The organism is Kineosporia sp. R_H_3 (assembly GCF_002198675.1).
GTDB lineage: Bacteria > Actinomycetota > Actinomycetes > Actinomycetales > Kineosporiaceae > R-H-3.
This window is the reverse complement of sequence record NZ_MWLL01000086.1, coordinates 12818-37487: the sequence shown is the minus strand read 5'-3', so window position 1 is coordinate 37487 and position 24670 is coordinate 12818. Positions and strand designations below refer to the sequence as shown.

Sequence of the window (24670 nt, the reverse complement as noted above, 5' to 3'; positions counted from 1 at the left end):
CGCGCGCCGTTCGGCGGCGTCGGCGACTCCGGCGTCGGCCGCGAGGGCGGCACCTTCAGCCGCGAGTTCTTCACCGAGCCCAAGGCCGTCGTCATGCAGATCACCCGCTGAGCCGGTTCCGCCGTCTGCCGGTGGTCAGTCGTGCACCGTCTTCGTCGTGGACGTGTACAGCAGGTCGCCGTACTCCTCCATGTGCCGGCCGATCCACCCGGAGACGAAGGGGCACACCGGCAGGACGGCGTACCCGCGCGACCGGACGTCGTCCAGCGCCCAGCGCACGAGGGCCGAGGCGACGCCCTGGCCCTCGAACGCCGGGTCGGTCTCGGTGTGCGTGAAGACCACGAGCTCGGGCGTCTGCATGTACTCCGCGAGCGCGGCGACCGTGCCGTCGACCGTGGCCGTGAACTGCCGGCGCTCCTCGTCGCGGGCCAGCTCGACGGGGCGGCCGTCCTTCGTCGTCGTCATGCACCGATTGTCCGGTGCCGGGGCACCCGACGCGACCGGGCGATCGCACGACCCCCCGACGTGTCTGCGACGATCTGGGCCATGAGCGACAGCCACCGGTCCGTCTCCCTCGAGCGCCTCGACGAGGGCGTCTACCTGGCGCGGAACGCCCGCGGCCACGAGCTGCGGTTCGGCAGCAAGGACCCCGAGGGCTTCACCCCGGTCGAGCTGCTCCTGGCCGCGATCGCCGGCTGCTCGGCCGTGGACGTCGACGTCGTCACCGGCCGCCGCAGCGCCGCCGAGACGTTCGGCGCCAGGGTGGACGCCGAGTACGTCCGCGACGAGCAGGGCAACCGGCTCACCGACATCACGCTGACGTTCTCGGTGACCTTCCCCGAGGGGCCCGACGGTGACGCCGCCCGGGAGATCCTGCCCCGCGCCGTCCGGACGTCGCACGACCGCACGTGCACGGTGTCCCGGACCCTGGAGTCCGGGACACCGGTCACGGTGCGCGTCGAGGGTGTCGACGCCCTCTGACGCCGGTGCAGGGCTCCCGCTCTCAGTGCAGGAGCGGCTCTCCTGACACGTACCGGACGACGAGCGTGACGTGCTCGAACCGCCAGCCCTCGGCCGTGCGTCGCACCCGGCACCGGTACCAGCCGGCACCGTCGGCGTGGCGGTGCGGCTGCTCGGCGTCGAAGACGTGGGCGGCGAGCAGGTACGAGCGTGTCGTCGCGATGTCCCCGTCGAGGTCGATGCGGTGGTTCGAGCTCAGGTGGTGGGTCGCGGCGTACCGCCCCAGGCTGGCGGCGACGAACTCCGCCATCCCCTCGCGGCCCTCGTGCCGGATGGTCGGCGCGATGTCGAGGACGCCGTCCTCGGTGTAGTTCGCGGCGTACCCCTCCCAGTCTCGGTCGTCGAGGGCGCGGGCGAAGTCGTTGAGCAGGTCGCTGACGGCCGCCCGGTCCACCAGCCACTGCAGCTGCGCGGCGGGGTCGGCGGGTGGGTCGGGAGCGGGCATACGGGGCCTCCGGTGGTCACGTGCGTCATTGGACGGCACGGTGGCGGGTCTCGACGGATCGGTGGCGGCGTGGGTCACGCGGGGTCGCCGACCCCCGGCCTGAGGACCCGCACGACCGCCGCAGCGCCGAGGGACGCGACGCCCAGCGCGACGAGCGCCCCGCCGAGCCCGCCCGTCGCCCCCGAGATCCCGAGCACGACGAGCGGGCAGACGAACTGGCCGATGAACAGCGCCGACGTCCACACCCCGGTACCGCGGCCGCGCTGCGCGAACGAGAGCCGGCTCAGGGCCCAGGTGAGCAGGGCCGGGAGGATGAGGCCGTTCCCGAGCCCGGCGACGACGGCGGCGAGGACGACGAGCGGAAGCGTCCCCGCCAGGCCCATGCCGATGTGGCCTGTGCCGCAGAGCACGAACGCGACAGGGACGAGGACGGCCGGGCCGAAGCGGGCGAGGCGGCCGAAGGCGAACGCCATGATCGCGGTCGCGAGCGAGCTGACCACGCTGGCGCCGCCGATCGTCGCCGGGGACGTCACGCCGATGTCGTCGAGCCGGAACGAGAGCTCGACGATGAGCACGTAGAAGACGACGCCGCCGACGAGGGTCACGAGGACCGGCGGGAGGAAGAACCGCCACGGCAGCGCCGGCAGCGCACCGCCCGGCCGGTGCTGCGGCTGCCAGACGTACCGGGCCACGAGCGCGGCGAGCGGCAGGCTGACGGCGTAGAGCCAGAACGGCGTGCGCCAGCCGGAGGCGCCGAGCGCCCCGCCGATGCCGAAGAAGACCGTCGCCGACACCGACGTGACGACGACCTGGAGGCCGAACATGTGCTCCCGGCGGCGGCCGTGGAAGTAGTCGGCGAGCAGGGTCGTGCAGCACGTCATGATCGCGGCCTCGGTGAGGCCGACGAGCACCCGGCTGGCCACCACGAGCTGCAGCGAGGGCAGGTAGAGGGGTGCGGTGCCGACCACGGCGTAGACGACGAGCGCACCGACGAGCAGGCCCTTGCGGCCGACCCGGTCGACGACCCGGCCCGCGAACGACGCCGTGAGACCGATGAGCAGCGCGGGCGCGGTGAGGACGAGCGGGGTGAGCACGTCGACGCCGGCCGTGCCGGCGAACGCCTTCTCGATGCTCGGCAGCACCGGCGCCAGGAGGACCGCTCCGAGCACCGACAGGCAGCTGGCGAGCAGGAGGATGCCCGCCTCCAGGCGACCCGCGGGCCGGCCGGTGGCCGGGTTGACCGTCGCGTCACCGATGACGGTGGCGCCGGAGTCGTCGCGCGCGACGACGGACACGTTGTCAGACATGGGGTTCTCCAGCCTCGGGCCGGTCGTCGTCGACCGGGGTGTCGTCGAGAAGTCTCGGCAGTGGTCGGTGCGCGTGAGAAATCACTTCTTCTGACGGCCCTCATCAGCGCCGTCGATACCGCTGTCCGGGTCTCACCCCGACAACGCGTCGCTGATCGACTTCACCCCGCCGTGCGCGGTGAGCCCGCCGTCGACGGGGATCTCGGCGCCGGTGACGAACGAGGCGTCGTCCGACAGGAGGAACGCCACGACCCGGGCGACCTCGTCCGGCGAACCCGTTCTCCCGAGCGGGGTCTCGGCGATGTTCGCGGCGCGGAACGCGGGTGCCGCGGACGCCGTCATGGGTGTCTCGACGAAGCCCGGGTGCACGGTGTTGACCCGCACGCCCCGCGGCCCGAGCTCGAGGCACGCGGCCTTGGCCAGACCGCGCAGCGCCCACTTGCTCGCGGTGTAGGCGACCGGGAAGTGCCCGGTGAGCGCCGCGACCGAGCCGACGACGACGATCGAGCCGCCTCGCGGCATGAGCGGCGCGAGCGCCTGGACGCCGAGGAGGGTGCCGGTGACGTTCACCGCGTGGACGTCGTCGACGTCGGCACGCGACACGTCGAGGAGCCGGGCCCGGCGGGTGATGCCGGCGTTGGCGACGAGCCCGTCGACCCGGCCGTGCGCCGTCCGCAGGTCGTCCGCGAGGACCTGCCAGCCGGCGCCGTCCGTCACGTCGAGGCGGCGGAACCCGCACCCGGGCAACGGTTCCTCGGGCTCGTCGGTGAGATCGACGGCGACGACCTCGGCGCCGCGCGCGGCGAGCAGCCGGGCCTGTGCAGCCCCCTGGCCGCGGCCGGCGCCGGTGACGACGAGGACCTTGCCGTCCAGGCGCCCGCCGGCGCTCACGCCCGGTCCCGCGACCGGGGCCGGGCCGGTGGGACGACCGGCGCCGATCTGCCCTCGACGACCCGGTTGCTGATGGTGCCGATGCCCTCGACGGTCATCGTCACGACGTCGCCGGGGCGCAGCGGCGGCGGGTCCTGCCGGCCGTTGCGGCCCCAGAGCTCGCCGAGGCAGCCGCCGTTGCCGCACGTGCCGGAGCCCAGCACGTCGCCCGGCCGCACCCAGGTGCCGCGGGAGGCGTAGGCGACGAGGTCGCCGAACGGCCAGCCCATGTTCGACAGCAGGTCGCGGCCGACCTCCACGCCGTTGACCTCCACGGTCATGAGCAGGCGCAGGAACCCGTCGGCGTCGACCCGGTCGGCGAGCTCGTCGGCGGTGACGAGCCACGGCCCGAGCGTCGTCGCGAAGTCCTTGCCCTTGGCCGGGCCGAGGCTCACCCGCATCTCGCGCCGCTGGAGGTCCCGGGCCGACCAGTCGTTGAGGACCGTGTACCCGACGACGTGCCGGGCCGCGGTCGCCGGGTCGAGGTCGGTGCCCTCGGCGCCGACGACCGCGGCGACCTCGAGCTCGAAGTCGAGGACCGAGCAGCCGGGCGGCACGGCGACGTCCGCCCCGCTGCCGACGAGCGCGTAGGGGTTGGTGAAGTAGAACGTGGGCGCCTCGTACCACTCGGGCACGACGGTCCCGCCGTCACCGACGCCCTTGACGACGCCCTCGACGTGCTCCTCGAACGCGACGAAGTCGCGGACGGTCGGCGCCTCCAGCGGCGGCAGGAGCCGGACGTCGACGAGCGGGACGCCGTCCGTCGCCGTGGCGTCGGCACCGAGCGCCAGCAGCCCGTCCAGGCCCAGCCGGACGGCGTCCAGGCCCGTCTCGCCGCCGGGGAAGGCGTGCACGCGGGTGTCGTCCCCGTCGCCGAGCACGACCCCGGAGGCGACCGTGCCCGCGTGCTCCCACGTGGCCATCCTCACCGCGGGCTCACAGGGGCGGGGCGACGAAGAGCCCCTTGTCGGGGTCGTTGAACGACTTCATCGCGACGAACTCGTCCATCCGGTTCGCCGTGCCCCACTGATCGCTGACCTCGGGCTGCGTGAAGTCGTACGTGCTCGGGTGCCAGGTGTCCTCGTCGACCGTCTCGAGCTCGGTCGTGTACTCGACGGTGTTGCCCTGCGGGTCGAGGAAGTACGTGAACGTGTTGTTGCCCGCGAGGTGCCGGCCGGGCCCCCAGATCTTCTCGATCCCCGCGCGCATGAGCCGACCGGAGCCGCGCATGTACTCGTCGAGGCCGCGCAGCTCGAACGAGGCGTGGTGCAGCGCCGCGTGCGGGCCGCGCGCGACGGCGAAGCTGTGGTGCCAGTCGTTGCAGCGCAGGAACCACATCATCGTGCCCATGTGCGGGTGCATGAGCATGTCCGAGACCCGGAACCCGAGGTGCTTCTCGTAGAAGGCCACGGTCGCGGGCGGGTCGGCGCTGTTGACGACGACGTGCGAGAGCCGCACGGGGACCGACTCGCCCTGCTCGATGCGGCGGTGGGCGCGGGTCGCGACGTCCGCCGACACCTCGACGGTGCGGCCCTCGGCGTCGAAGAAGCGGACGCCGTAGCCACCGCCGGGCGTGTCGAGGTCCTTCGGCTCGTGGACGAGCCGGACGCCGTCCGCGGCGAGCCGGGCCGCGAGCGCGTCGACGTCCGCCCGGGACGCCGCACCGAACGCGATGAGGTCGATCCGCTTGTCGGCGGCCTTCCGCAGCCGGACCACGTACTGCTCCGGGGAGCCCTCGGCGGCGAGGAACGACACCCCGCTGTCCGAGGCGGTCTCGGTGAGACCCCACAGGCCGGTGTAGAACCCGTGCTCGGTCTCGAGGTCCGGCACGGCGAGGTCGACGTGCCGCAGGTGGGTGATGGGCCGGTCGGTCATGGCAGGCCTTTCGCGCAGCGGATCAGGACTGGAGCTTGCGGGGCAGGAGACCGAGCCCGGCGGCGGTGCCGCCGGCGATCCGGTCCCGGTCGGCCGGGTCGAGCCCGGCGGCGTCGAGGCGGGCGACGGGGTCGTCGACGCCCATGTCGAACGGGGCGTCCGAGCCGAGGACGACCCGGTCGGCACCGACGGCGGTCACGAGGGCCCGCAGCGCCGCCGGGGTGTGGACCAGGGAGTCGAACCACAGCCGGCGCAGGTAGCTGCTCGGTGGCTCCGCGCACGTGTGCGCGTCGGGCCGGACCTCCCACGCGTGGTCGGAGCGACCCATGTACGTCGGCAGGTAGCCGCCGCCGTGGGCGGCGACGACCTTGAGCGCCGGGTGCCGGTCGAGGACGCCGGCGAAGATGAGGTGCGACAAGGCGACGGCGTTCTCGGCCGGTTGCGCGACGGTGTTCGACAGGTAGTACCGGTCGAGCCGTTCGTCGAGGCTGCAGCCGAAGGGGTGCAGGAAGACGACCGCGCCGAGCTCGGCGGCCCGGGCCCAGAACGGTTCGAGCCGGGGGTCCGACAGCTCGACGGTGCGGTCGCCGTCCGGCCCCGGTGCGAACGACGAGATCTCCACGCCGGCCAGGCCGCACACCTCGACGGCGTCCTCCAGCGCCTCGACGAGCAGGGCCGGGTGCTGCAGCGGCACGAGGCCGAAACCGTTGAACCGCAGCGGCTCGGCGTCGACGATCGCCGCGATTCCCCGGTTCGCCGCGCGCCAGACGTGCCGGGCCAGGTCCGCGTCCGCCCAGTAGTGGTACTGGGACGGGGACGGCGAGACGACCTGCGCGTCGACGCCCGCGGCGGCCATGTCGTCGAGCCGGACGCCGAGGTCGGTGAGCCGTGGCATCCGGGCGGCGATCATCGGCCCGTTGACGGCGGCCGACTCGCGGCCGTAGCGGCGTTGGTCGAGCGCGCGCTGCGCCTCGAGGCCGGGTGCGCCCGCGACGACCATCTCGACCTCGGGCACGATCGCGTGCGCGTGGACGTCGACGACCGGCAGGGCGTCCGGCATCGGGCGGGGACCGCTCATGCGGGCGGGATGACGGTCGCGGCGAGGCGGCCGATGATCGAGCCCATGTCGCCCTGGACGTGGTCGAGCTGCCACTGCGCCAACGTGTTCGACAGCTCGACGACCGTCCCGGCGCGCGGGATGCGCCGGTCGGTGAACGCCTGCCAGAACGCGTCGTCGACGACGTCGGCGGCCACGAGCATGTCGGCGAGGACGACGCCGTCCTCGAACGCCATCGCCGCGCCCTGCGCGAGCGTCGGCGGGCAGGTGTGCGCGGCGTCCCCGACGAGGACGACCCGCCCGCGGTTCCAGGGCGCCGGCAGGACGTGCGTCTCGAACTGCGTGTAGAAGACCGTCGCCGGGTCGGTGAGCACCTCGCGGATCTCGTCCCAGGGGCCGTGGTAGGCCTGCGAGAGCGCGCGGAAGTCGGCGAGCATCTCCTCCTGGCTCTGCCCGCTGCGGTCCTTCGCCGCCTCGACGATGTAGCAGTAGAGCGAGTCCTCCCCGGTCGGGCAGTAGCCCGCGATGTACGACGGCCCGCCGTAGTAGAGGTCGGTGCGGGTGACGCTCGCCGGCCGCGGCGTGAACGCCCGGAAGATGCCCATGCCCAGACCCCGGGTGCCGGGGTCGATGCCGAGCAGGTCGCGCACGTGGGACCGGATGCCGTCGGCGCCGACGACGAGGTCGTACCGGCCGGAGGTCCCGTCGGTGAGCGCGACGTCCACACCGGTCTCGTCACAGGCGAGCTTGTCGACCGACGTCGAGTACCGCACCGTCACCCCGACCGCCAGCGCGCGGTCGAGGAGGAGCCGGGCGAGGTCGGGCCGGTACATGCCCATCGTCGCGGGCAGGTCCGGACCACCGAGGCGGGCGTCCGGGAACTCCATGACGAGCGTCCCGGCGGGGTCGGGCGCCCGGATGCCCAGGGTGTCGAAGCAGTAGCCCCGCTCCTGCGCCGCCTCCCACACGCCAAGCCGCTGCATGACGCGCAAGGCGTTGCCCTGCAGGGTGATCCCGCTGCCGAGCGCGGTGACGTCGGGCTTCAGCTCCACGATCTCGACGGCGACGCCGGCCTCGGCGAGGACGATCGCGGCGGCCGCCCCGGCGGCGCCCGCACCGACGACGAGGACCCGGTTCACTGCAGGCATCGTTGCCTCCTGGGGGAAGGGGCCGTCACTTGACGGCGATCGGGTTGACCGGGGCACCGACGGCGCCGGTCACGGGGATCGGGGCGGCGGTGAGCCAGAACTCGTGGACGCCGTCCGCGGCGCAGTCCGCCGCGAGCGCGTCCGGCGCCCACATCTCGCCGACGAACAGGCCCAGGTGCGGGATGACGACCTGGTGCAACGGCTGGAAGGCGACGTCGAACTCGTTGGGCCGCACCTCGAAACCCCACGTGTCCGTGGCGATCCCGGCGATGTCGCGCTCGCGCAGCCAGCCCGCCGTCGTGAACGACAGCCCGGGCGCGGCCCCGCCGGCGTAGTCGCCCCAGCCCTCGCGCCGGGTACGGCTGTACTGCCCGGTCCGGACGACGACGAGGTCACCGGGGCCGACGGCGGACGTCGGGCCCTGCGCGGCGATCGTCGCGTCGAGGTGCTCGGCGGTGATCGCGAACCCGTCCGGGAGCTCCCCGCCGGTGCCGTGGAGGTCCTCGCCGAGCGCGCGGCCGACGTCGAGCAGCACGCCGCGGCCGGCGATGAGCCCGGCGACCGTCTCGATCCCCGTGACCCCGTCGCCGAGGCTCGTCACGACGTCCCCCGCGCGACGGCCGTTGTACGCCGTGCCGTGGTCGAAGATGTGCCCGAGGCCGTCCCACTGCGTGGAGCACTGCAGCGGCATCGCGACGACGTCGTCCGCGCCGCCGATCCCGTGCGGGAAGCCCTGCACGCCGCGCTCGGCGTCCAGGCCGGTGTCGAGCATCGTGTGGACCGGGTTCGTCCGCCGCCGCCAGCCCTTCTGCGGGCCCTCCATGTCGAAGCGCTGCGACAGCGAGAACGCCACGCCCCGCCGGACGAGCCGGGCGCCCTCGACCCGCTTGGCGGCGTCGAGGAGGTTGAGCGTGCCGATGACGTCGTCCGCGCCCCAGCGCCCGGCGTTGGAGTACGCGGCGGCGGCGCGGGCGATCTCGGTCGCGGGGTCGCTGCGGTCCAGCAGCGCTGGGTCGCGCGGCGGGGTGCCGAGGGCCGCGGTCACGCCGGGACCTCCGCGACGGTCCGGGTCCGCTGGACCCCGAGGCCGGTCACGGTGCCGACCATGACGTCGCCGTCGCGCAGGAGCCGGCCGTGGTGCAGGCCGTTCCCCGCCGGGCTGCCGGTGAGCACGAGGTCCCCCGGCAGCAGACGCGCGGTCTGCGAGGCCTCGCTGACGACGGCGGCGACGCCGAAGAGCATGTCCTTCGTCGACTCGTCCTGCATGACCTCGCCGTTGAGCGCCAGGTGGATGCGCAGGTCCTGCGGGTCGCCGACGAGGTCGGCGGGCACGAGGAACGGGCCGGTCGGCAGGAAGCCCGGGGCGTTCTTCGCGCGGAACCAGTCCGTGCCGATCTCCTTCATCTCCGGCACGAAGACCCGGTCGCGCGTCGTGAGGTCGTTGACGATCGTGTACGCGGCGACGTGGGCGAGGGCCTCCTCGCGGGACACCCGGTACGCGGGCGACCCGATGACCGCGGCGAGCTCGAGCTCCCAGTCGTGCTGGTCGCTGTAGCCCGGCAGGACGACGTCGTCGTACGGGCCGGTCACGGCGGACGGCAGCCCGGTGAAGATGTAGGGCCGCCCGTGCGTCGCGCGCCGGTCCATCATCGCGGCGACCTCGGCGCGGACCTCCTCGACCGTCTGCCCCGGGCGGATCTCGGTGTGCTTCACCGCGAGGTCGATGACGTGCGTGCGGTAGTTCGCCCCGGCCTGGACCACCTGCCGCGGCTCGACCGGCGCGAGCACCTCGAGACCGTCGAGCGCGCGCCGGCTCCCGTCGTCCGCAGCGGTCGCGGCCAGGGCGTCGAGCCGCGGCCGGACGTCGTCCCACCGCGCGAGCAGGTCCCGTGCCGTCGCACCCAGCGCGCTCACGTCGAGGACGACGCCGTCGACGAGCAGGCCGGGGAACGGCGACCCGCCCGCGGCGCGGAAGGTACCGAGCGCGAGCCGCGGGAGGTCGTCGGCAGGGGCGTTCGAGTGGGCCACGGCGGGCGTCCTCCGGTTCGTGGACGGGATCGGCACCACCCGGGCCGTCACGACGCCGTGTGGTCCCGCTCACTGTCGCTCGCGCGCCTGGCATCAGGGAAGACGAGATGCCTGATGCGGATCATCAGTGCGGTCTATGTGCTGGACGGGTCCGCTGTGGCACTCTCACGGCATGGGCCGGGTCACCGTCGACCTCAACCTCCTCACGGCGCTCGAGGCGCTCCTCGAGGAGGCCAGCGTCACGCGCGCAGCCCAACGGCTCGGGTTGAGCCAGCCGGCGCTGTCCGCCTCGCTCGCGCGGCTGCGTCGCTACTACGGCGACGAGCTGCTGCGCCGCGTCGGCAACTCCTACGAGCTGACCCCGCTCGCGACGACCCTCAAGCAGCGCGCGTCGGCGGCGCTCGACGGCGTCGACCGGGTGTTCGCCGCTCAGCCCGTCTTCGACCCGGAGACGGCGAACCGCGAGTTCGTGCTCCTCGGCTCCGACTACGGCATCTCGATCGTGGGCAGGGCGCTGAGCCGGCTGCTCGCGGAGCGGGCCCCGCGGCTGCGGCTGCGGCTCGGGCAGCACACGCCACAGGTCGTCGACCACGCCGCCGAGGTGCTGCGGACGATCGACGGGATCATCCTCCCGCACGGGTTCCTCCTCGACCTGCCGTCGACGGACCTCTACGAGGACCGCTGGATGGTCATCGCGGCGGCCGGCAACTCCCGGATCGGCGCGACCGTGACGATGGAGGACCTCGCGGCGCTGCCGTGGGCGCTCGTCTACCACGGCCCGACGTCGTACGCCCCGGCCGCGCGGCAGCTCCAGATGCTCGGCGTCGAGCCGCGCGTCCAGGTGGTCATCGAGAGCTTCTACGCGCTGCCCGAGGTCATCGCGGGCACGGACCGGATCTCCCTGGTCCAGGGCAGGCTGGCCGAGCGGCTCACCGCCCGCGGCGACGTCCGGGTGCTGCCGTGCCCGTTCGACGCGGTGCCGCTCGTCCAGGCCGTGTGGTGGCACCCGATGAACGAGCTCGACCCGGCCCACGCATGGCTGCGCGATCTGCTCGTCGAGGCCTGCTCGACGCTGCCGCCGGCCTGATCGGGACGAAAAGATCGTGGACACGCGGTAGTGACCGCACCTGCTCCACGGTGTTACTGTTCTAGCGGCTGCAGCCCTCTCGTACGTTCCAGGACGCCCGCGGAGAAGATCTCCGGCGGGCGTTCGTCGTCTCAGACCAGAGACGGTCCTCCCGGACGGACGTCGTCCGGACTGCAGCCCGGGGCCGATCACCTGAACGGCTTCGGAGAATGTGCCCGGTGGGCACAGCATTGAGGAGAACATCGCATGACGCAGGGCACCGTGAAGTGGTTCAACGGCGAGAAGGGCTTCGGCTTCATCACGCCGGACGGCGGCGCTGCCGACGTCTTCGTCCACTTCTCGTCCATCCAGGCGGACGGCTACCGTTCGCTCGACGAGAACCAGCGTGTTGAGTTCGAGATCACCGCTGGTCAGAAGGGCCCCCAGGCGTCCAACGTCCGGCCCATCTGAACACCCTGAACTTTCCGCAGGCGGGTGCCCCCTCACGGGGGTGCCCGCCTGCGGGCGTTTGTCAGCGGGCGGGCGGCGGACCCACCGAGGCGCGCTCGACGACCCGGAGCACCTGGGACGACGGACCGGGCGGCGGGAGCGGGGCTCCCTCGAGGACGGCGGCGACCTGCTCGACGACGGCCCGCGCCGTGTCGCGGAAGTCGAAGCGGATCGTCGTCAGCGGAGGGGCCAGGAAGCGGCCCAGGGGGTCGTCGTCGATCCCGGCCACGGAGAGGTCCTGCGGGACGCGCAGCCCGCACCGCGCGGCCGCGGCGAGCGCGACCGCGGCGTAGAGGTCGTTGTAGCAGCACAGCGCCGTGACCGGTGCGGGCCCGCGGACCCACCCGGTGAGCGCCTGCGCGACCGCCTCGACGGCGGCGTCGTCCGGCTCCCCGAGGGCCAGCACGGGCGGCTGGTCGAGCCCGAGGTCGAGCGCGGCCCGTCGGACGCCCTCGACCCGGCCGTGCGCGAAGAGCGCCAGCCGGGGCTCGGCCACGGTGAGGACGGCGACCCGGCGGTGCCCGTGGGCGGCGAGGTGCTGCAGCTGGAGCGCCCCGACCTGGAGCTCCCCGCGGCTCGGCGCGGCCGGCCCGACGGTCTGCGTCGCCGAACCGGCGTAGGGCATCGCGACGAGGGGGATGCCCGCGTTGCCGACGGCGTCCGCCTCCGCCGGGGCGAGCGGGGCCATCGTGAGGACGACGACCGGGTCGAGGTGGGCGAGCGTCTCGCGCAGCGTCGGGCCGACCCCGCCGGTCCAGGTGACGAGCGAGCGCCCGGTCGCCGCGACGGCGGTGGTCATCTCGGCGAGCATGCTGCCCAGGTTCGCCCCGATCGGGACGTCCGCCAGCACGAGCAGGACGACCCCGGACGTTCCGCGGCGCAGGGCCCGGGCGGCCGCGTGCGGGGTGTAGCCGAGCTCCGCGGCGGCCAGCAGGACACGGTCCCGGGTGGCTTGCGGGAACGAGTGCTGGGTACTGCCGCTGAGCACGTAGCTCACGGTCGAGCGGGAGACGCCGGCCCGCGCGGCGACGTCGGCGCTCGTCGGCCGGCGAGGGCGGTCCACGGCGCCTCCTCCACTGCAGGGACCGGCGGGCAGGCCTTGCCAGCCGGGCTCGGTGAGCCTAGCGTAGTCACACGATTCACTGACACGTGTGACCTGTTGACCTGAGGAGCCGTCCCATGACCGCCGAGAACCTCGATCCGGGGGTCGCCCCGCTCCCCCGCCCCGACACCGCGACGCTCGACGCGGCGCTGCGCGAGCGGGTGGCCGCGCTCTCGCTCGCGGAGAAGGTCCGGCTGCTCACGGGCACCGACTTCTGGTCGATCGACCCCGAGCCGAAGGCCGGGCTGCGCCGGTACGTCGTCTCCGACGGGCCGGTCGGCGTCCGCGGCGAGCGCTGGGACGACCGCGACCCCTCGGCGAACATCCCCTCGCCGACCGCGGTCGCGGCGTCCTGGGACGAGGACCTCGTGACCCGGCTCGGCGCGCTGCTCGCGGCCGAGTCGCGTCGCAAGGGCGTCGACGTCCTGCTCGCCCCGACGATCAACCTGCACCGCACGCCCGTCGGCGGCCGGCACTTCGAGTGCTTCTCCGAGGACCCGCTGCTCACCGGTCGGGTCGCCGCGGCGTACGTGCACGGCCTGCAGGCCAACGGGGTCGCCGCGTGCGTCAAGCACTTCGTCGGCAACGACCAGGAGGCCGAGCGGATGACGGCCGACAACCGGATCGACGAGCAGACGTTGCGCGAGCTGTACCTCGCGCCGTTCGAGCACGTCGAGGAGTTCGCCCGGCCGTGGTCGTACATGGCCGCCTACAACCAGGTCAACGGCACGACGATGACCGAGAACGACCTGCTCGACGACGTCCTCAAGGGGGACTGGGGCTCCGACGCCCTCGTCATGTCGGACTGGTTCGCGACCCGCTCGACCGAGGCCGCCGGCAACGCCGGGCTCGACCTCGCGATGCCCGGGCCGGTCGGTCCCTGGGGCGCGGCGCTGGTCGAGGCCGTCGAGGCGGGCCGGGTGCCCGAGGCGAAGGTCGACGAGAAGGTGCTGCGGCTGCTGCGGCTGGCCGCCCGGACCGGCGCGGTCGACGGGGTCGACGCCGGCACCCAGCCCTCGGCCCCGGTCTTCGACGCCGGCACCCACGAGGCGCGCGTCGAGGCGCTGACCCGCGAGGCCGCGGCCGCCGGGTTCGTCCTCGTGAAGAACTCCGGTGTCCTCCCGCTGGCGCAGGACGTCCGGTCGGTGGCGGTCGTCGGCCCGAACGCCCTGCGCGGGCGCACCCTCGGCGGCGGCTCGGCCACCGTCTTCCCGGCGTCCGTCGTCCACCCGGTCGAGGGGCTGCTCGCGGGCCTTGCGGGGGTCGAGGTCCGGCACTCGCTCGGCGTCTCGTCGACCGACCGGGTGCCCCCGGCCGACATCGGCACGCTGCACCTGCCGGACGCCTCGGAGGACGGCATCGAGCTGACGTTCGTCGGCCGGGACGGGCAGGTCCTCAGCACCGAACGCCGCCGGACCGGCGCGTACACGTGGATGGGCGTCGTCGGCGAGGACACCCCGATCTCGTCGCTCGGGCACATCGTCGCCCGCGGCACGCTCACCGCGACGTCCAACGGCGCGTACCGGATCGGCGCCTCGGGCATCGGGAGCGTCTCGGTGACCGTGGACGGCGAGCAGGTCGCGGCGACCACGCTCGTGCCACGACCCGGCGCCGACATCGTCGAGTCGTTCATGATGCCGCCGCAGGCGATCGCCGAGGTCGCGCTCGGCGAGGGCGGGACGGCGGACGTCGAGATCCGCTTCACCCCGGGCAGCCTCGACCAGCCGCTCGTCGCGTTCCAGGTCAACGTCGCGCCGCCGCGCGGCACCGACGACGAGGAGATCGCCGCCGCGGTCGCGCTCGCCCGCTCGAGCGACGCGGCGGTCGTCGTCGTCGGGACGACCGAGGAGGTCGAGTCCGAGGGCTACGACCGCACGAGCCTGGCGCTGCCCGGCCGCCAGGACGACCTCGTCCGCGCCGTCCTCGCGGCGAACCCGAACACCGTCGTCGTCGTGAACTCCGGCGCCCCGGTGCTCATGCCGTGGCTCGACGACGCGAGAGCCGTTCTCCTGGCGTGGTTCCCGGGCCAGCAGATGGGGGCGGCGCTGGCCGACGTCCTCTCCGGGGCCGTCGAGCCCGGCGGCCGGATGCCGACGACCTGGCCGGCGCCCGGCGGTGTCGTGGCGCCGGAGAGCGACCCCGTCGACGGCGTCGTCGAGTACACCGAGGGCCTCGACATCGGCTACCGGCGCTGCGCCCGCGACGGCATCACCCCGGCGGTCCCGTTCGGCCACGGCCTCGGGTACACGACGTGGGAGCTCGGTGCGCCGCGCGAGGTCGACGGCGGGGTCGCCGTCCGCGTGACGAACACCGGCACCCGGGACGGCGCGCACGTCGTCCAGGCGTACCTGTCGCGCCCCGGCTCGGCCGTGCGCCGTCCGGTGCTGTGGCTCGCCGGGTTCACCAAGGTGCGCGTGCCCGCCGGCGGCAGCGCCGAGGCCGTCGTCGCGCTGCCCGAGCGCGCCTTCCAGCACTGGGACGCCGCCGCGCACGCCTTCGTCACCGAGCCCGGCGAGTTCACCCTCACGGTCGGCTCCTCCGCCGCCGACCCCGCCCACACCCTGCCCCTCAAGAAGTAGCCCGCACCAGCCCCCCGCTCATGCTCGCGCCGCGTACCCGGGAAACGGTGTCACCCAACGGTTTCCGGTACACGGCGCGAGCATGAGCGGCTCTGCGGGGCGGGTCGGGGGGTCTGGTCAGGTGGTGTAGGGGAGGCCGGTGTAGTTCTCTGCGAGGCTCGCGGCGGCGCGCTCGGACGTCGAGACGTAGCGCAGCTGGGAGAGCTGGAGCTGGTCGTCGAACGGGTCCGACCCCGGGCTCCGGTGGAGCATCGACGTCATCCACCACGAGAAGTGGGTGGCGCGCCAGACCCGGCGGGTGGCGGTGTCGGAGTAGGCGTCGAGCAGGTCGGTGCGCTGCTCCTTGGCGAACGCCGTGATCGCCTCGGCGAGCACCTTGACGTCGGCGACGGCGAGGTTGAGGCCCTTGGCGCCGGTCGGGGGCACGATGTGCGCGGCGTCCCCGGCGAGGAACAGCCGGCCGTGCCGCATCGGGCCGCTGACGAAGCTGCGCATGGGGGTGATGCTCTTCTCGGTGACCGGCCCCGACCTCAGCGTCCAGCCGGGCAGTGCCATCCGGGTCGCGAGCGCGTCCCAGACCCGGTCGTCGGACCAGTCCTCGACCTTCTCGCTCGGGTCGACCTGCACGTAGAGCCGGCTCACGGTCGGCGAGCGCATGCTGTGCAGGGCGAAGCCGTCGGGGTGCCAGGCGTAGATCAGCTCGTCGGTCGACGGCTCGACGTCCGCGAGGATCCCGAGCCAGGCGAACGGGTAGACCCGCTCGAACGTCGTCCGCAGCGCCTCCGGGATCGCCTGCCGGCTCACGCCGTGGAAGCCGTCGCACCCCGCGACGACATCGCACTCGAGGACGCGCGCGACGCCGTCCGCGTCGGTGAAGGTCACCTTGGGCCGGTCGGTCTCGACGTCGACGACCGCGGTGTCGCTGATGTCGAAGAAGAGCGGCCCGTCGGCGAGCCGGGCGTTGACGAGGTCCTTGACGACCTCGGTCTGGCCGTAGACCCACACCGAGCGGTCGCACAGCGCCGGGAAGTCGATGCGGTGCCGCTCGCCGGGCCACTGCAGGTAGATCCCGTCGTGGCGCAGGCCCTGGCGCTGCAACCGGTCGCCGACGCCGGCCTCGGTGAGCAGGTCGACGGTCTGCTGCTCGAGGACGCCGGCGCGGATGCGCGCCTCGACGTACTCGCGCGAGCGGTTCTCGACGACCACGCTGTCGATGCCGGCGTTCGCGAGGAGCCGGGCCAGCAGGAGCCCGGCCGGGCCGGCGCCGATGATGCCGACCTGGGTACGGATGACGTCGCTCATGGAGCAAGGCAAGCCTGCCCTGGCCGGAAGGGCCAGATCCGGCTTCCGCTGAGCGGAAGGCATCTCGCTCAGTGGAAGGCGGCGAGCGCGTCCCGGAGGCCGGCGGCGGGGTCGCCCTCGTGGTACGGCCACTCGTCGGGCTCGATGGCGTCGAGGAACCGCTGCCAGGCGAGCGCCCCGCGCAGCGGGGAGACCGGCCGGGCGGCGTCCGCGGCCCCGAGCAGGTCGACATCCGGGCCGTACTCCGCGGCGGCGGCCTCGAGGACCTGCTGCCGGCCGGCGGCGTCGAGCCCGTTGCCGGCGGTGACGACGTCGACGGCGGGGCTGCCGAGGTAGCTGTCGCCCCAGTCGAGGACCCGCCAGCGCCCCGCCGCGCCGCGGACGTTGCCCGGGTGGAAGTCCCCGTGCACCAACGACTCGGGGACGCCGCACGCGGCCTCCCGGGCGAGCCGGTCCGGCAGCGCGTCGACGAGCCGGCGGGCGGCCTCGACCTCGGCCGGCGCCAGCTGCCCGGCGCCGCCGTCACCGGTCGCGACGAGGTCGACGAGGCGGGTGGCCTCGGCGACGAGCAGGGCGGGGTCGCGCCGGTCCGGGACACCGGCCGCGGCCAGCGCGTCGACGTCCCCCGCGCAGCCGGCCTGGATCCGGGCGAGGGTGCGGGCGAAGCCGGCGACCCGCTCGGCCGGCGCACCGTAGAAGTCCTCCCCCGGGACGGCGTCGAGCAGCACCCGGCCGCTGCCGTCCGGCCCGGTGTCCCGGGCGAGCAGGGCGGGGACGGCGCCCGTGCGCTGCAGCCGCTCGAGCACGAGCCCCTCGTGCGCGAAGAACCGGGGCACGACCTTGAGCCACGCGTCCGCCGCGCGGCCCGCGCCGTCGGTGGCCGGCAGCCGCCACAGCGACGACAGGTTCCAGGTGCGCATCTGCTCGGGCGGCCCGGCCGGCGTCCGGCCGGCCGCGGCGAGCACGGCGAGCGCCCACCCGACGTCCGCCGCCGGGCCGCCGGGACGGGCCCACGGCATCCGGAGCGGGTGGTCGGCGAGCGGGTCCGGCCCGGACCACGCCGAGACGAGGGCACCGGCCCGGCCGGCGTCGGCGGGGTCGGCCTCGGCGAGGTAGGTGACGTCCCCGCCGGGCGGTGACTGCTCGGACGCGTGCAGGATCCGCAGCACCGTCAGGTGCAGGTCGTACCGCTCGAGCGCGCCGGCGACGACGCCGTCCGTCTCCTGCCAGTAGGGCCGCCCGACCTCGAACGGCGGGAGCACGCCCAAGACGCCGTGCTCGCCGGTGCAGAGCACGAGCGTGACCCGCCGCGGTGACGTCATGAGCCCACAGTGCACCGTGGGCAGGACACGCCGCGAACGACTTCCGGGCGGCGCCCGGTCAGGTCGGCGCCCATCCCGGCGGCAGCTCGCGGCCGATGCCGTTCGCCGCGACCTGCAGCACCGGCACGAGCCGGACGAGGTCGCGCCGCGGCGAGGCGACGACGATGCCCAGCGAGGCGACGACCCCGCCGCCGGGCGGCGCGATGGGCACGGCGACGGACCAGGCGCCCGGCGTCATCTCCTCGGCGGTCCGGGCGGAGCCGCGCCGCCGCACCTCGGCGAGCTCGCGGTGCAGCCGGCCCGGCTCGGTGATCGTGTGCGGCGTGACCCGCACCGGGTCGGTCAGGGCGGCGCGGACGACGTCCCCGGGCGCGTGCGCGAGGAGCACCTTGCCGACGGCGGTCGCGTGCAGCGGCAGCCGGGCACCGGCCCGGCTGAGCACCTGGGCCGTCGTCCGGTCGACGAGGCGGTCGACGTACAGCGCGTGCAGCCCGTCGCGGACGGCGAGGTGCACCGTCTCGCGCGTCGTCCGGTGCACGTCCTGGAGGAACGGCGACGCGACGTCGCGCAGGTCGCGCTCGACGCGGGCGAGGGTGCCGACGTCCCAGAGCCGGCGGCCGATCCCGTACACGCCGTCGTCCGCCCGGGTCAGGCCGCCCCAGCGCTCGAGCTCGGCGACGAGCCGGTGCGCGGTCGCGAGCGGCTGGCCGCTGCGGCGGGCGATCTCGGAGAGCGTGAGCCGGTCGTGCGAGGCGTCGAAGGCACCGAGGACGGCGAGCACCCGGGAGGCCACCGAGACCCCCGGCTCCCGCGCGTTGCCCGCCATCCCGCCAACCTGCCACAAGCTTCCACTGAGCGGAAGAGGCTGGTTGGAGGTCCCGATCGCGGTCCCTAGCGTGGACGCCATGACGACCGACCACCCGGCGCAGGCGGCTCCCGGACAGGCGAACGGGCTCGTGCTCCCGCAGTACGAACGGCCCCTGGGGGTGCACCCGCCGCTGGACTCCCCCGACTACCGGAGCACCGGGCTGCGGCACCCGAAGGAGCCGCTCGTGCTCCTGCCGCACCTGTTCACCGAGGTCACCGGCCCGGTCCTCGGCGACGGTCGCGTCACCAAGGACGACGCCGACCTCACCCAGTGGGACGGCGGCGAGGCCCTCGGGCAGCGGATCGTCGTGCGCGGCCGGGTGCTCGACAGCGACGGGCGGGCCGTCCCGGACACGCTCGTCGAGATCTGGCAGGCCAACGCGGGCGGCCGGTACCGGCACCTGCGCGACCAGTGGCCGGCTCCGCTCGACCCGCACTTCAACGGGGTCGGGCGGGTCGTCACCGACTCGCTCGGCCGCTACGAGTTCACGACCATCAAGCCCGGCGCCTACCCGTGGAAGAACCACCACAACGCCTGGCGACCGGCGCACATCCACTTCTCGCTCTTCGGCCGGGCGTTCACCCAGCGGCTCGTGACCCAGATGTACTTCGAGGACGACCCGCTGTTCTTCCAGGACCCGATCTTCAACTCGATCCCCGACGAGAAGGCCCGGCAGGGGCTGATCTCCCGGTTCGACTACGAGGCGACGCAGCCCGAGTGGGCCCTCGCGTTCAGCTGGGACATCGTGCTCCGCGGCAGCGGCGCCACCTACTTCGAGACGGAGGACGTCGATGCCGACGACGAGTGACGGGCGGCTCGGCCTCACGGCCTCGCAGACCGTGGGTCCCTACCTCGCGATCGGCCTCACCTGGGAGCACGGCGAGGAGGCCGTCGACCCCGGCACGCCCGGCGCGGTCACGGTCTCCGGCACGCTCTACGACGGCGAGGGCGCCCCCGTCCCGGACGGGATGATCGAGATCTGGCAGGCCCACCCGGACGGCCGGTTCCACCACCCCGACGACCCCCGCGGCGTCGCCGAGGCCCCGCCCGGGTTCCGCGGGTTCGCCCGTGCCCAGACCGTGGACGGCGGCCGCTGGTCGGTGCTGACCCTCGTGCCGGGTGCGGTCCCCGGCCCGGACGGGACGACGCAGGCGCCGCACCTCGACGTCTCGGTCTTCGCCCGCGGGCTGCTCGACCGGGTCGTCACCCGCGTCTACTTCCCCGAGCACGCGGGCGTCGCCGGCCCGGGCGGCCACGCGGAGGACCGCGTGCTCGCCGCGGTGCCGGAGCACCGCAGGCATACCCTCGTGGCGCAGCAGGTCGACGGCGGCTACCGCTTCGACATCCGGCTCCAGGGGGAGAACGAGACTGTCTTCTTCGACATCTGACGGCGCGCAGCACGGCGCACCGGACGGCGGGCGCGACGGCACGTCGTCGTTCCGGCTCTTCGGCGCCGGGGCGACGACGCCCGCCGCCGACGCCCGCACGGACGACGCCGCCTGGGCGCGCGCCATGCTCGGCTTCGAGGGCGCGCTGGCCCGCGCCGCCGGGGACGTCGGGCTCGTCGACGCCGCGTCGGCGACCGTCGTCGCCGACGCGTGCGCGAAGGCCGCGCAGGACGTCGGTGCGCACCTCGACCTCGAGGCGCTCGCCGCCGGGACGGCGACCCAGGCCACGCCGGTCGTCGAGCTCGTGCGGCAGCTCAGGGCGCTCGTGCCCGCGGACGCGCGGCACGCCGTCCACGTCGCGGCGACGAGCCAGGACGTCGTCGACACCGCGGCGATGCTCGTCGCGAAGGACGCCACGGCCCATGCGCTCAACACTGCGCACGATGTCGAGCACCTGCTGCGGGGGCTGGCGCGCACGCACCGCGGAACCGCGATGGTCGGCAGAACCCTTCTCCAGCACGGTGAACCGACGACGTTCGGTGCGCTCGCCGCCGTCCGAGCGGTCGGCGTCCGGGAGGCGGCGCAGCGACTCGCCGAGGTACGGGTGACCCGGCTCGCCGTCCAGCTCGCCGGCGCCGTCGGCACCCTCACGCCTGCGGGCCGGCACGCGGACGCACTCCTCGCCGGTGTGGCGGAGCAGCTCGGGCTCGCCGTCCCCGCCGCGCCGTGGCACGCGACGCGCGGCCGGGTCGCCGACCTCGCCGGCGCACTGGGAGCACTCGCCGGCGAGCTCGCCGGCATCGCCCAGGACGTCGTCCTGCTCTCCTCGACCGACATCGCCGAGGTCTCCGTCGCCGCCCCCGGCGGCTCGTCCGCCATGCCGCACAAGCAGAACCCGTCGCGCGCCGTCCTCGCCCTCGCGTGCGCGCACCGGGTGCCGGGGCTCGTCGCGACGCTGCTCGCCGGCATGCCGGGCGAGCTGCAGCGCGCGGCCGGCCGCTGGCAGGCCGAGGCACCGGTCCTCGTCGACCTGCTCCGGCTCGTCGACGCGACGGCGGCGCACGTCCGGGCGTCGCTCGACGGGCTCGTCGTGCACCCCGACCGGATGCGCGCCGCGGTCGACGCGCTGCTCGCCCGCACCGGCGGCACCCTGGACACCTCGGCCGCCGAGGCGGTCGTCGACCGGGCCCTCGGCGGCCCCCGCGAGGAGGAGCACGCATGACGGCAGGGCTCGGTCACGACGTCCACGGCCCGGACGGCGCCCCCGTCGTCGTCCTCGGCAGCTCGCTCGGCACCGACCGGCGGATGTGGGACCCGCAGCTCGAGGCGCTCGCGCAGCAGTACCGGGTCGTCCGGTACGACCACCGCGGGCACGGCGCCTCGGAGGTGCCGGCGGGCCCGTACGGGCTGGCCGACCTCGCGCAGGACGTCCTCGCGCTGCTCGACTCCCTCGGCGTCGAGCGCTTCACCGCCGGGGGCCTGTCGCTCGGCGGGATGGTGTCGATGTGGCTCGCGGCGCACGTGCCCGACCGGGTCGAGAAGCTCGCGCTCTTCTGCACCTCGGCCTACCTGCCACCGCTCGAGGGCTGGCTCGACCGGGCGGCGACCGTGCGGGCGGACGGCACCGGCGCGATCGCGGACGCCGTCGTCGCCCGCTGGTTCACGCCGGGTTTCGCGGCCGCCCGGCCGGACGTCGTCGCCGCGCACCGCGCGATGGTCGTCGGGACGCCGGCCGAGGGCTACGCGGGCTGCTGCGAGGCGATCGCGGCGATGGACCTGCGCGACACCCTCGCCAAGGTCACGGCGCCGGCGCTCGTCGTCGCCACGGCGGACGACCCGGCGACCCCGCAGGAGCACGCACGGACGATCGCCGCGTGCCTGCCGGACGACGTCCAGGCCCGGGTCGAGGTCGTCCCGGGAGCACACCTGGGCACCGTCGAGAGCGCGGACGCCTGCACGCGACTGCTCCTGGAGCACCTCGCGGGCTGAGTCGCGAAGGAGCCGGCGTCACCGACAGCGACGGAAAAAGTACTGTCCGCATCGTGAGATGAGGGCGCGGCCATGCTGTGGACTCCGTACACTCATCGGAGTCGGGTGGTTACGCGGCGTCCTCGTCCGACGTGCTGGTCCGGAAGAACCACGGCGGGTCAGCAGCGACGAGACGCGGGCGTTCGTGGCAGCTGCCGCAGCGACCGATACGGGTGTACAGCAGGACGGCCCACAGGCGGCAACACTTGGCCGTGCCGATCATCGAGTCCATTCGAGCGGGAACCTCATCGTTCCTCGGCCACCTCGCTCCCGTTCCTCGCCCCGTACCGTGACAACCTTGCCTGCACAGGCTGGCACGTCCCGCCTGCGCCGCGTGGCGAAAGACCAAAAGGTGTGTTGCGCGGGCGTGGCGTGAACGGTCACGTCGCCCCTTCGGTCCCGGTTCCCGACGCGTCCCGGCGGCCCCGGAGGAACCGCCGTTCCGCGCCGTTCGTCGCGAGGGCGAGCGCCCGGTCGTACGCGGCCCGGGCGTCCCGGGCCCGCCCGAGCCGGGCGAGCACGTCGGCCCGGGTGGCGTGGAACAGGTGGAGCCGGTCGAGCGGGAGGCCGTCGAGCGCGTCGAGCGCCGCCTGCGGACCCTCGACGTGGAGGACAGCGACCGCGCGGTTCAGCGCCACCACCGGCGTCGGCGTCAGACGCAGGAGCAGGTCGTAGAGGTCGAGGACCTGCCGCCAGTCCGTCGCGTCACCGGACGGCGCGTCGCTGTGGACCGCCGCGATCGCCGCCTGCACCTGGTACGGCCCGGGCGCACCGCGGCGCAGGCAGGCACGCACGAGCGCCTGCCCCTCGGCGACGAGCGAGCGGTCCCAGCGGGAGCGGTCCTGGTCCGGCAGCAGGACGGGCGTGCCGTCGTCCGCCACCCGGGCGCCCGCCCGGGCCTGGGTGAGCAGCATGAGCGCGAGCAGCCCGAGCACCTCGGGCTCGTCGGGCATGAGCTCGGCGAGGAGCCGGCCGAGCCGGACCGCCTCGGCGCACAGGTCGGGGCGCAGCAGGTCGTCGCCGGCGGTCGCCGTGTGCCCCTCGGTGAAGGTCAGGTAGACGGCCGCGAGCACCGGCGGGAGCCGTTCGGGCAGCTCGGCGTCGCCCGGGACCCGGTACGGGATCCGGGCCGCGGCGATCTTCTTCTTCGCCCGGACGATCCGCTGCGCGACGGTCGCCTCGGGCACGAGGAACGCGCGCGCGATCTCGGGCGTCGTGAGGCCGCAGAGCAGCCGGAGGGTGAGTGCGACCTGGGCCGGCTGCGCCAGCGCCGGGTGGCAGCACGTGAAGACGAGCCGGAGCCGGTCGTCGCGCACGGGACCGACCTCCTCCGGTTCGTCGGGGGTGTGCAGCAGCAGGGCCTGACGGTGCCGGTCGCCGCGGGTGGCCTCCCGGCGCAACCGGTCGACGGCCCGGTTGCGTGCCGTCGTCGTGATCCAGCCGCCGGGGTTCGGCGGGACGCCGCGCTCCGGCCAGGTCGCCGCCGCGACCGCGAAGGCCTCCTGGACCGCCTCCTCGGCGAGGTCGATGTCGCCGAGGAGGCGGACCAGGGTCGCGACGCAGCGGCCGCGCTCGCCGCGGTAGACGCGCTCGAGGTCGGCGGCGGTCATCAGTCCTGGAACGGGCGGACCTCGACCGGCGCACCGCAGGCGACCGTGCCCTTGCGGGCCCAGGCGAGCGCGGCGTCCAGGTCCGCCGCCTCGATGATCCAGAACCCGCCGATGACCTCCTTGGCCTCGGCGTACGGGCCGTCGGTCGTCACGACCTCGCCGTCGACCGCCCGCACGACGGTCGCCGTGCTCGACGGGTGCAGCCCGCCGGCGAACACCCACGACCCGGCGGCCTTGACCTCCTCGTTGAACGCACCGACCTGGGCGTACATCCGCTCGGTCTCCTCGGGCGGGGTCGTGGCGATCGCGGCCTCGTCGGGGAAGACGGACAGCAGGTACTGGGTCATCTCGGATCTCCTCGTCCGGGGCACCCCTGCGGTGCTCCCACCCTGGCTACGAACGGGCCGGCTCGGATTCGACACCCTCGCAGAGGATTCCTCCCCCGCAGCCGTCACTCGCGGGCGGCCCGCCTCGCCCGGAACGCCGCGACGTTCGTGCGGTTCGCGCACGTCGTGTCGCAGAACCGCCGGGACCGGTTCTTCGACAGGTCGACCATGACGTCGGAGCAGTCGTCCGCCGCGCAGACCCGCAGCCGGTCGAGCTCCTTGCTCCGGATGACGTCGACCATCGCCATCGCGGCCTCGACGGCCATCCGCTCGGCGAGCGGGGCCTCGGGGGACGTCGCGTGCATGTGGTAGTCCCAGCCGTCGTGGCGGACCAGCTGGGGCAGCGCGTTCGCCTCGCGCAGCAGGTCGTTGACGAGCAGGACGGCGCCGTCCTCGTCGAGGGTCCAGAGCTGCTCGAGGCGGCCGCGCAGCGCCCGGACGGCGACCAGCTCGGCGTCGTCCCGGACCCGGCTCCCCGTCCAGCGCCACGTGGTGGCGTAGGCGTCGAGGTCGGCCATGGCGGCGATGCCCTCGGTGCGGCCGCGGCCGGTGTTGACGAGCGCGGCGAGCGCCGAGAGCGACATCTCGGTGTCATGGGCAAAAAGCAACTTGACCCCTTTCAGGCGCCATCCTAGGGTGGAGCCCGTCATAGCCGCACAACGCTTTTGGCCCTTACGTCGTTCCTGCGACCGGGTCGAT

The 24670-nt window shown here is 74.4% G+C and carries 25 protein-coding genes; 8 read left to right on the top strand and 17 right to left on the bottom strand.

Annotated elements, in window-relative coordinates; translation table 11 throughout:
* Window positions 1–135 precede the first annotated feature (135 nt).
* Complete coding sequence (locus tag ECOMGDLI_RS06830; RefSeq protein WP_088315402.1) at window positions 136–465, bottom strand: GNAT family N-acetyltransferase; 330 nt, start codon at window positions 463–465, stop codon at window positions 136–138.
* Between the two features lie 81 nt (window positions 466–546).
* On the opposite strand from ECOMGDLI_RS06830, the gene ECOMGDLI_RS06825 reads away from it, so the two are divergent.
* Window positions 547–981: an OsmC family protein gene (locus ECOMGDLI_RS06825; RefSeq protein WP_088315399.1), complete on the top strand. Its 435-nt coding sequence runs from the start codon at window positions 547–549 to the stop codon at window positions 979–981.
* A gap of 22 nt (window positions 982–1003) precedes the next feature.
* On the opposite strand, the gene ECOMGDLI_RS06820 is transcribed toward ECOMGDLI_RS06825, so the two are convergent.
* The 9 genes from ECOMGDLI_RS06820 to ECOMGDLI_RS06780 form a co-directional block, all read right to left on the bottom strand.
* Window positions 1004–1465, bottom strand: coding sequence for a nuclear transport factor 2 family protein (locus tag ECOMGDLI_RS06820; protein ID WP_088315397.1), 462 nt, complete (start codon window positions 1463–1465; stop codon window positions 1004–1006).
* A gap of 74 nt (window positions 1466–1539) precedes the next feature.
* Window positions 1540–2772: an MFS transporter gene (locus ECOMGDLI_RS06815; RefSeq protein ID WP_088315395.1), complete on the bottom strand. Its 1233-nt coding sequence runs from the start codon at window positions 2770–2772 to the stop codon at window positions 1540–1542.
* Window positions 2773–2904: 132 nt separating this feature from the next.
* Window positions 2905–3663: an SDR family NAD(P)-dependent oxidoreductase gene (locus ECOMGDLI_RS06810; protein WP_198954624.1), complete on the bottom strand. Its 759-nt coding sequence runs from the start codon at window positions 3661–3663 to the stop codon at window positions 2905–2907.
* On the bottom strand, window positions 3660–4631 hold the full coding sequence (locus tag ECOMGDLI_RS06805; RefSeq protein ID WP_088315393.1) for a fumarylacetoacetate hydrolase family protein: 972 nt from the start codon (window positions 4629–4631) through the stop codon (window positions 3660–3662). Before ECOMGDLI_RS06805 ends, ECOMGDLI_RS06810 begins: the two co-directional genes overlap by 4 nt.
* Window positions 4632–4638: 7 nt before the next feature.
* On the bottom strand, window positions 4639–5577 hold the full coding sequence (locus ECOMGDLI_RS06800; protein ID WP_088315391.1) for a VOC family protein: 939 nt from the start codon (window positions 5575–5577) through the stop codon (window positions 4639–4641).
* 22 nt (window positions 5578–5599) lie between these two features.
* Window positions 5600–6655, bottom strand: coding sequence for an amidohydrolase family protein (locus tag ECOMGDLI_RS06795; RefSeq protein ID WP_088315389.1), 1056 nt, complete (start codon window positions 6653–6655; stop codon window positions 5600–5602).
* Window positions 6652–7782, bottom strand: a complete 1131-nt coding sequence (locus tag ECOMGDLI_RS06790) for an FAD-dependent monooxygenase (RefSeq protein WP_088315387.1) — start codon at window positions 7780–7782, stop codon at window positions 6652–6654. Before ECOMGDLI_RS06790 ends, ECOMGDLI_RS06795 begins: the two co-directional genes overlap by 4 nt.
* A 25-nt stretch (window positions 7783–7807) precedes the next feature.
* Entirely contained in the window at window positions 7808–8785 is a 978-nt protein-coding gene (locus ECOMGDLI_RS06785; RefSeq protein WP_088315412.1) for a cyclase family protein, read from the bottom strand.
* Between the two features lie 38 nt (window positions 8786–8823).
* Window positions 8824–9810 carry a fumarylacetoacetate hydrolase family protein gene (locus ECOMGDLI_RS06780; RefSeq protein ID WP_088315385.1) on the bottom strand — a complete coding sequence of 329 codons (987 nt, stop codon included), beginning with the start codon at window positions 9808–9810 and terminating at the stop codon, window positions 8824–8826.
* A 172-nt stretch (window positions 9811–9982) separates the two neighbouring features.
* Between ECOMGDLI_RS06780 and ECOMGDLI_RS06775 the strand changes: the two genes are divergently transcribed.
* Together ECOMGDLI_RS06775 and ECOMGDLI_RS06770 are read left to right on the top strand one after the other, a co-directional pair.
* On the top strand, window positions 9983–10897 hold the full coding sequence (locus tag ECOMGDLI_RS06775) for a LysR family transcriptional regulator (protein ID WP_088315383.1): 915 nt from the start codon (window positions 9983–9985) through the stop codon (window positions 10895–10897).
* 246 nt (window positions 10898–11143) lie between these two features.
* Entirely contained in the window at window positions 11144–11347 is a 204-nt protein-coding gene (locus ECOMGDLI_RS06770) for a cold-shock protein (RefSeq protein ID WP_088289265.1), read from the top strand.
* 61 nt (window positions 11348–11408) lie between these two features.
* Here ECOMGDLI_RS06770 and ECOMGDLI_RS06765 read toward each other — a convergent pair whose 3' ends face one another.
* Window positions 11409–12449 (bottom strand): LacI family DNA-binding transcriptional regulator, encoded by a 1041-nt coding sequence (locus tag ECOMGDLI_RS06765; RefSeq protein ID WP_088315380.1) that lies wholly within the window; start codon window positions 12447–12449, stop codon window positions 11409–11411.
* A gap of 116 nt (window positions 12450–12565) precedes the next feature.
* Between ECOMGDLI_RS06765 and ECOMGDLI_RS06760 the strand changes: the two genes are divergently transcribed.
* A complete protein-coding gene (locus ECOMGDLI_RS06760; protein ID WP_088315378.1) occupies window positions 12566–15067 on the top strand; it encodes a beta-glucosidase in 2502 nt (833 codons plus the stop codon).
* 117 nt (window positions 15068–15184) lie between these two features.
* On the opposite strand, the gene ECOMGDLI_RS06755 is transcribed toward ECOMGDLI_RS06760, so the two are convergent.
* From ECOMGDLI_RS06755 to ECOMGDLI_RS06745, 3 genes are all read right to left on the bottom strand, one after another.
* Window positions 15185–16357: a 4-hydroxybenzoate 3-monooxygenase gene (locus ECOMGDLI_RS06755; protein ID WP_088315410.1), complete on the bottom strand. Its 1173-nt coding sequence runs from the start codon at window positions 16355–16357 to the stop codon at window positions 15185–15187.
* An 80-nt stretch (window positions 16358–16437) separates the two neighbouring features.
* Window positions 16438–17691, bottom strand: coding sequence for an aminoglycoside phosphotransferase family protein (locus ECOMGDLI_RS06750; RefSeq protein WP_088315376.1), 1254 nt, complete (start codon window positions 17689–17691; stop codon window positions 16438–16440).
* Window positions 17692–17749: 58 nt separating this feature from the next.
* Window positions 17750–18517, bottom strand: coding sequence for an IclR family transcriptional regulator (locus ECOMGDLI_RS06745; protein WP_088315373.1), 768 nt, complete (start codon window positions 18515–18517; stop codon window positions 17750–17752).
* A gap of 79 nt (window positions 18518–18596) precedes the next feature.
* Here ECOMGDLI_RS06745 and pcaH point away from each other — a divergent pair, with 79 nt between their 5' ends.
* The 4 genes from pcaH to pcaD all read left to right on the top strand — a co-directional run bounded on the left by pcaH (window position 18597) and on the right by pcaD (window position 21936).
* The gene (gene pcaH, locus ECOMGDLI_RS06740) at window positions 18597–19367 is read left to right on the top strand and encodes a protocatechuate 3,4-dioxygenase subunit beta (protein WP_088315408.1); all 771 of its coding nucleotides are present in this window, start codon (window positions 18597–18599) and stop codon (window positions 19365–19367) included.
* Entirely contained in the window at window positions 19351–19947 is a 597-nt protein-coding gene (gene pcaG, locus ECOMGDLI_RS06735) for a protocatechuate 3,4-dioxygenase subunit alpha (RefSeq protein WP_088315371.1), read from the top strand. The genes pcaH and pcaG overlap by 17 nt, the downstream gene beginning before the upstream one ends.
* Window positions 19948–20071: 124 nt before the next feature.
* Entirely contained in the window at window positions 20072–21169 is a 1098-nt protein-coding gene (locus ECOMGDLI_RS06730) for a lyase family protein (RefSeq protein WP_088315369.1), read from the top strand.
* Entirely contained in the window at window positions 21166–21936 is a 771-nt protein-coding gene (gene pcaD, locus ECOMGDLI_RS06725) for a 3-oxoadipate enol-lactonase (protein ID WP_088315367.1), read from the top strand. The genes ECOMGDLI_RS06730 and pcaD overlap by 4 nt, the downstream gene beginning before the upstream one ends.
* A 419-nt stretch (window positions 21937–22355) precedes the next feature.
* Here the strand turns inward: pcaD and ECOMGDLI_RS06720 are convergent, their stop codons facing one another.
* The 3 genes from ECOMGDLI_RS06720 to ECOMGDLI_RS06710 all read right to left on the bottom strand — a co-directional run bounded on the left by ECOMGDLI_RS06720 (window position 22356) and on the right by ECOMGDLI_RS06710 (window position 24579).
* Window positions 22356–23585, bottom strand: coding sequence for an RNA polymerase sigma factor (locus tag ECOMGDLI_RS06720; RefSeq protein ID WP_088315365.1), 1230 nt, complete (start codon window positions 23583–23585; stop codon window positions 22356–22358).
* A complete protein-coding gene (locus ECOMGDLI_RS06715) occupies window positions 23585–23932 on the bottom strand; it encodes a YciI family protein (protein WP_088315363.1) in 348 nt (115 codons plus the stop codon). The genes ECOMGDLI_RS06720 and ECOMGDLI_RS06715 overlap by 1 nt, the downstream gene beginning before the upstream one ends.
* A gap of 104 nt (window positions 23933–24036) precedes the next feature.
* On the bottom strand, window positions 24037–24579 hold the full coding sequence (locus ECOMGDLI_RS06710; protein ID WP_088315361.1) for a CGNR zinc finger domain-containing protein: 543 nt from the start codon (window positions 24577–24579) through the stop codon (window positions 24037–24039).
* Window positions 24580–24670 lie beyond the last annotated feature (91 nt).

Coding starts and splice junctions, on each gene's coding strand:
- ECOMGDLI_RS06830 (WP_088315402.1), bottom strand. CDS start 465: ATGACGACGACGAAGGACGGCCGCCCCGTCGAGCTGGCCCGCGACGAG.
- ECOMGDLI_RS06825 (WP_088315399.1), top strand. CDS start 547: ATGAGCGACAGCCACCGGTCCGTCTCCCTCGAGCGCCTCGACGAGGGC.
- ECOMGDLI_RS06820 (WP_088315397.1), bottom strand. CDS start 1,465: ATGCCCGCTCCCGACCCACCCGCCGACCCCGCCGCGCAGCTGCAGTGG.
- ECOMGDLI_RS06815 (WP_088315395.1), bottom strand. CDS start 2,772: ATGTCTGACAACGTGTCCGTCGTCGCGCGCGACGACTCCGGCGCCACC.
- ECOMGDLI_RS06800 (WP_088315391.1), bottom strand. CDS start 5,577: ATGACCGACCGGCCCATCACCCACCTGCGGCACGTCGACCTCGCCGTG.
- ECOMGDLI_RS06795 (WP_088315389.1), bottom strand. CDS start 6,655: ATGAGCGGTCCCCGCCCGATGCCGGACGCCCTGCCGGTCGTCGACGTC.
- ECOMGDLI_RS06790 (WP_088315387.1), bottom strand. CDS start 7,782: ATGCCTGCAGTGAACCGGGTCCTCGTCGTCGGTGCGGGCGCCGCCGGG.
- ECOMGDLI_RS06775 (WP_088315383.1), top strand. CDS start 9,983: ATGGGCCGGGTCACCGTCGACCTCAACCTCCTCACGGCGCTCGAGGCG.
- ECOMGDLI_RS06770 (WP_088289265.1), top strand. CDS start 11,144: ATGACGCAGGGCACCGTGAAGTGGTTCAACGGCGAGAAGGGCTTCGGC.
- ECOMGDLI_RS06760 (WP_088315378.1), top strand. CDS start 12,566: ATGACCGCCGAGAACCTCGATCCGGGGGTCGCCCCGCTCCCCCGCCCC.
- ECOMGDLI_RS06750 (WP_088315376.1), bottom strand. CDS start 17,691: ATGACGTCACCGCGGCGGGTCACGCTCGTGCTCTGCACCGGCGAGCAC.
- ECOMGDLI_RS06745 (WP_088315373.1), bottom strand. CDS start 18,517: ATGGCGGGCAACGCGCGGGAGCCGGGGGTCTCGGTGGCCTCCCGGGTG.
- pcaH (WP_088315408.1), top strand. CDS start 18,597: ATGACGACCGACCACCCGGCGCAGGCGGCTCCCGGACAGGCGAACGGG.
- pcaG (WP_088315371.1), top strand. CDS start 19,351: ATGCCGACGACGAGTGACGGGCGGCTCGGCCTCACGGCCTCGCAGACC.
- ECOMGDLI_RS06730 (WP_088315369.1), top strand. CDS start 20,072: ATGCTCGGCTTCGAGGGCGCGCTGGCCCGCGCCGCCGGGGACGTCGGG.
- pcaD (WP_088315367.1), top strand. CDS start 21,166: ATGACGGCAGGGCTCGGTCACGACGTCCACGGCCCGGACGGCGCCCCC.
- ECOMGDLI_RS06720 (WP_088315365.1), bottom strand. CDS start 23,585: ATGACCGCCGCCGACCTCGAGCGCGTCTACCGCGGCGAGCGCGGCCGC.
- ECOMGDLI_RS06715 (WP_088315363.1), bottom strand. CDS start 23,932: ATGACCCAGTACCTGCTGTCCGTCTTCCCCGACGAGGCCGCGATCGCC.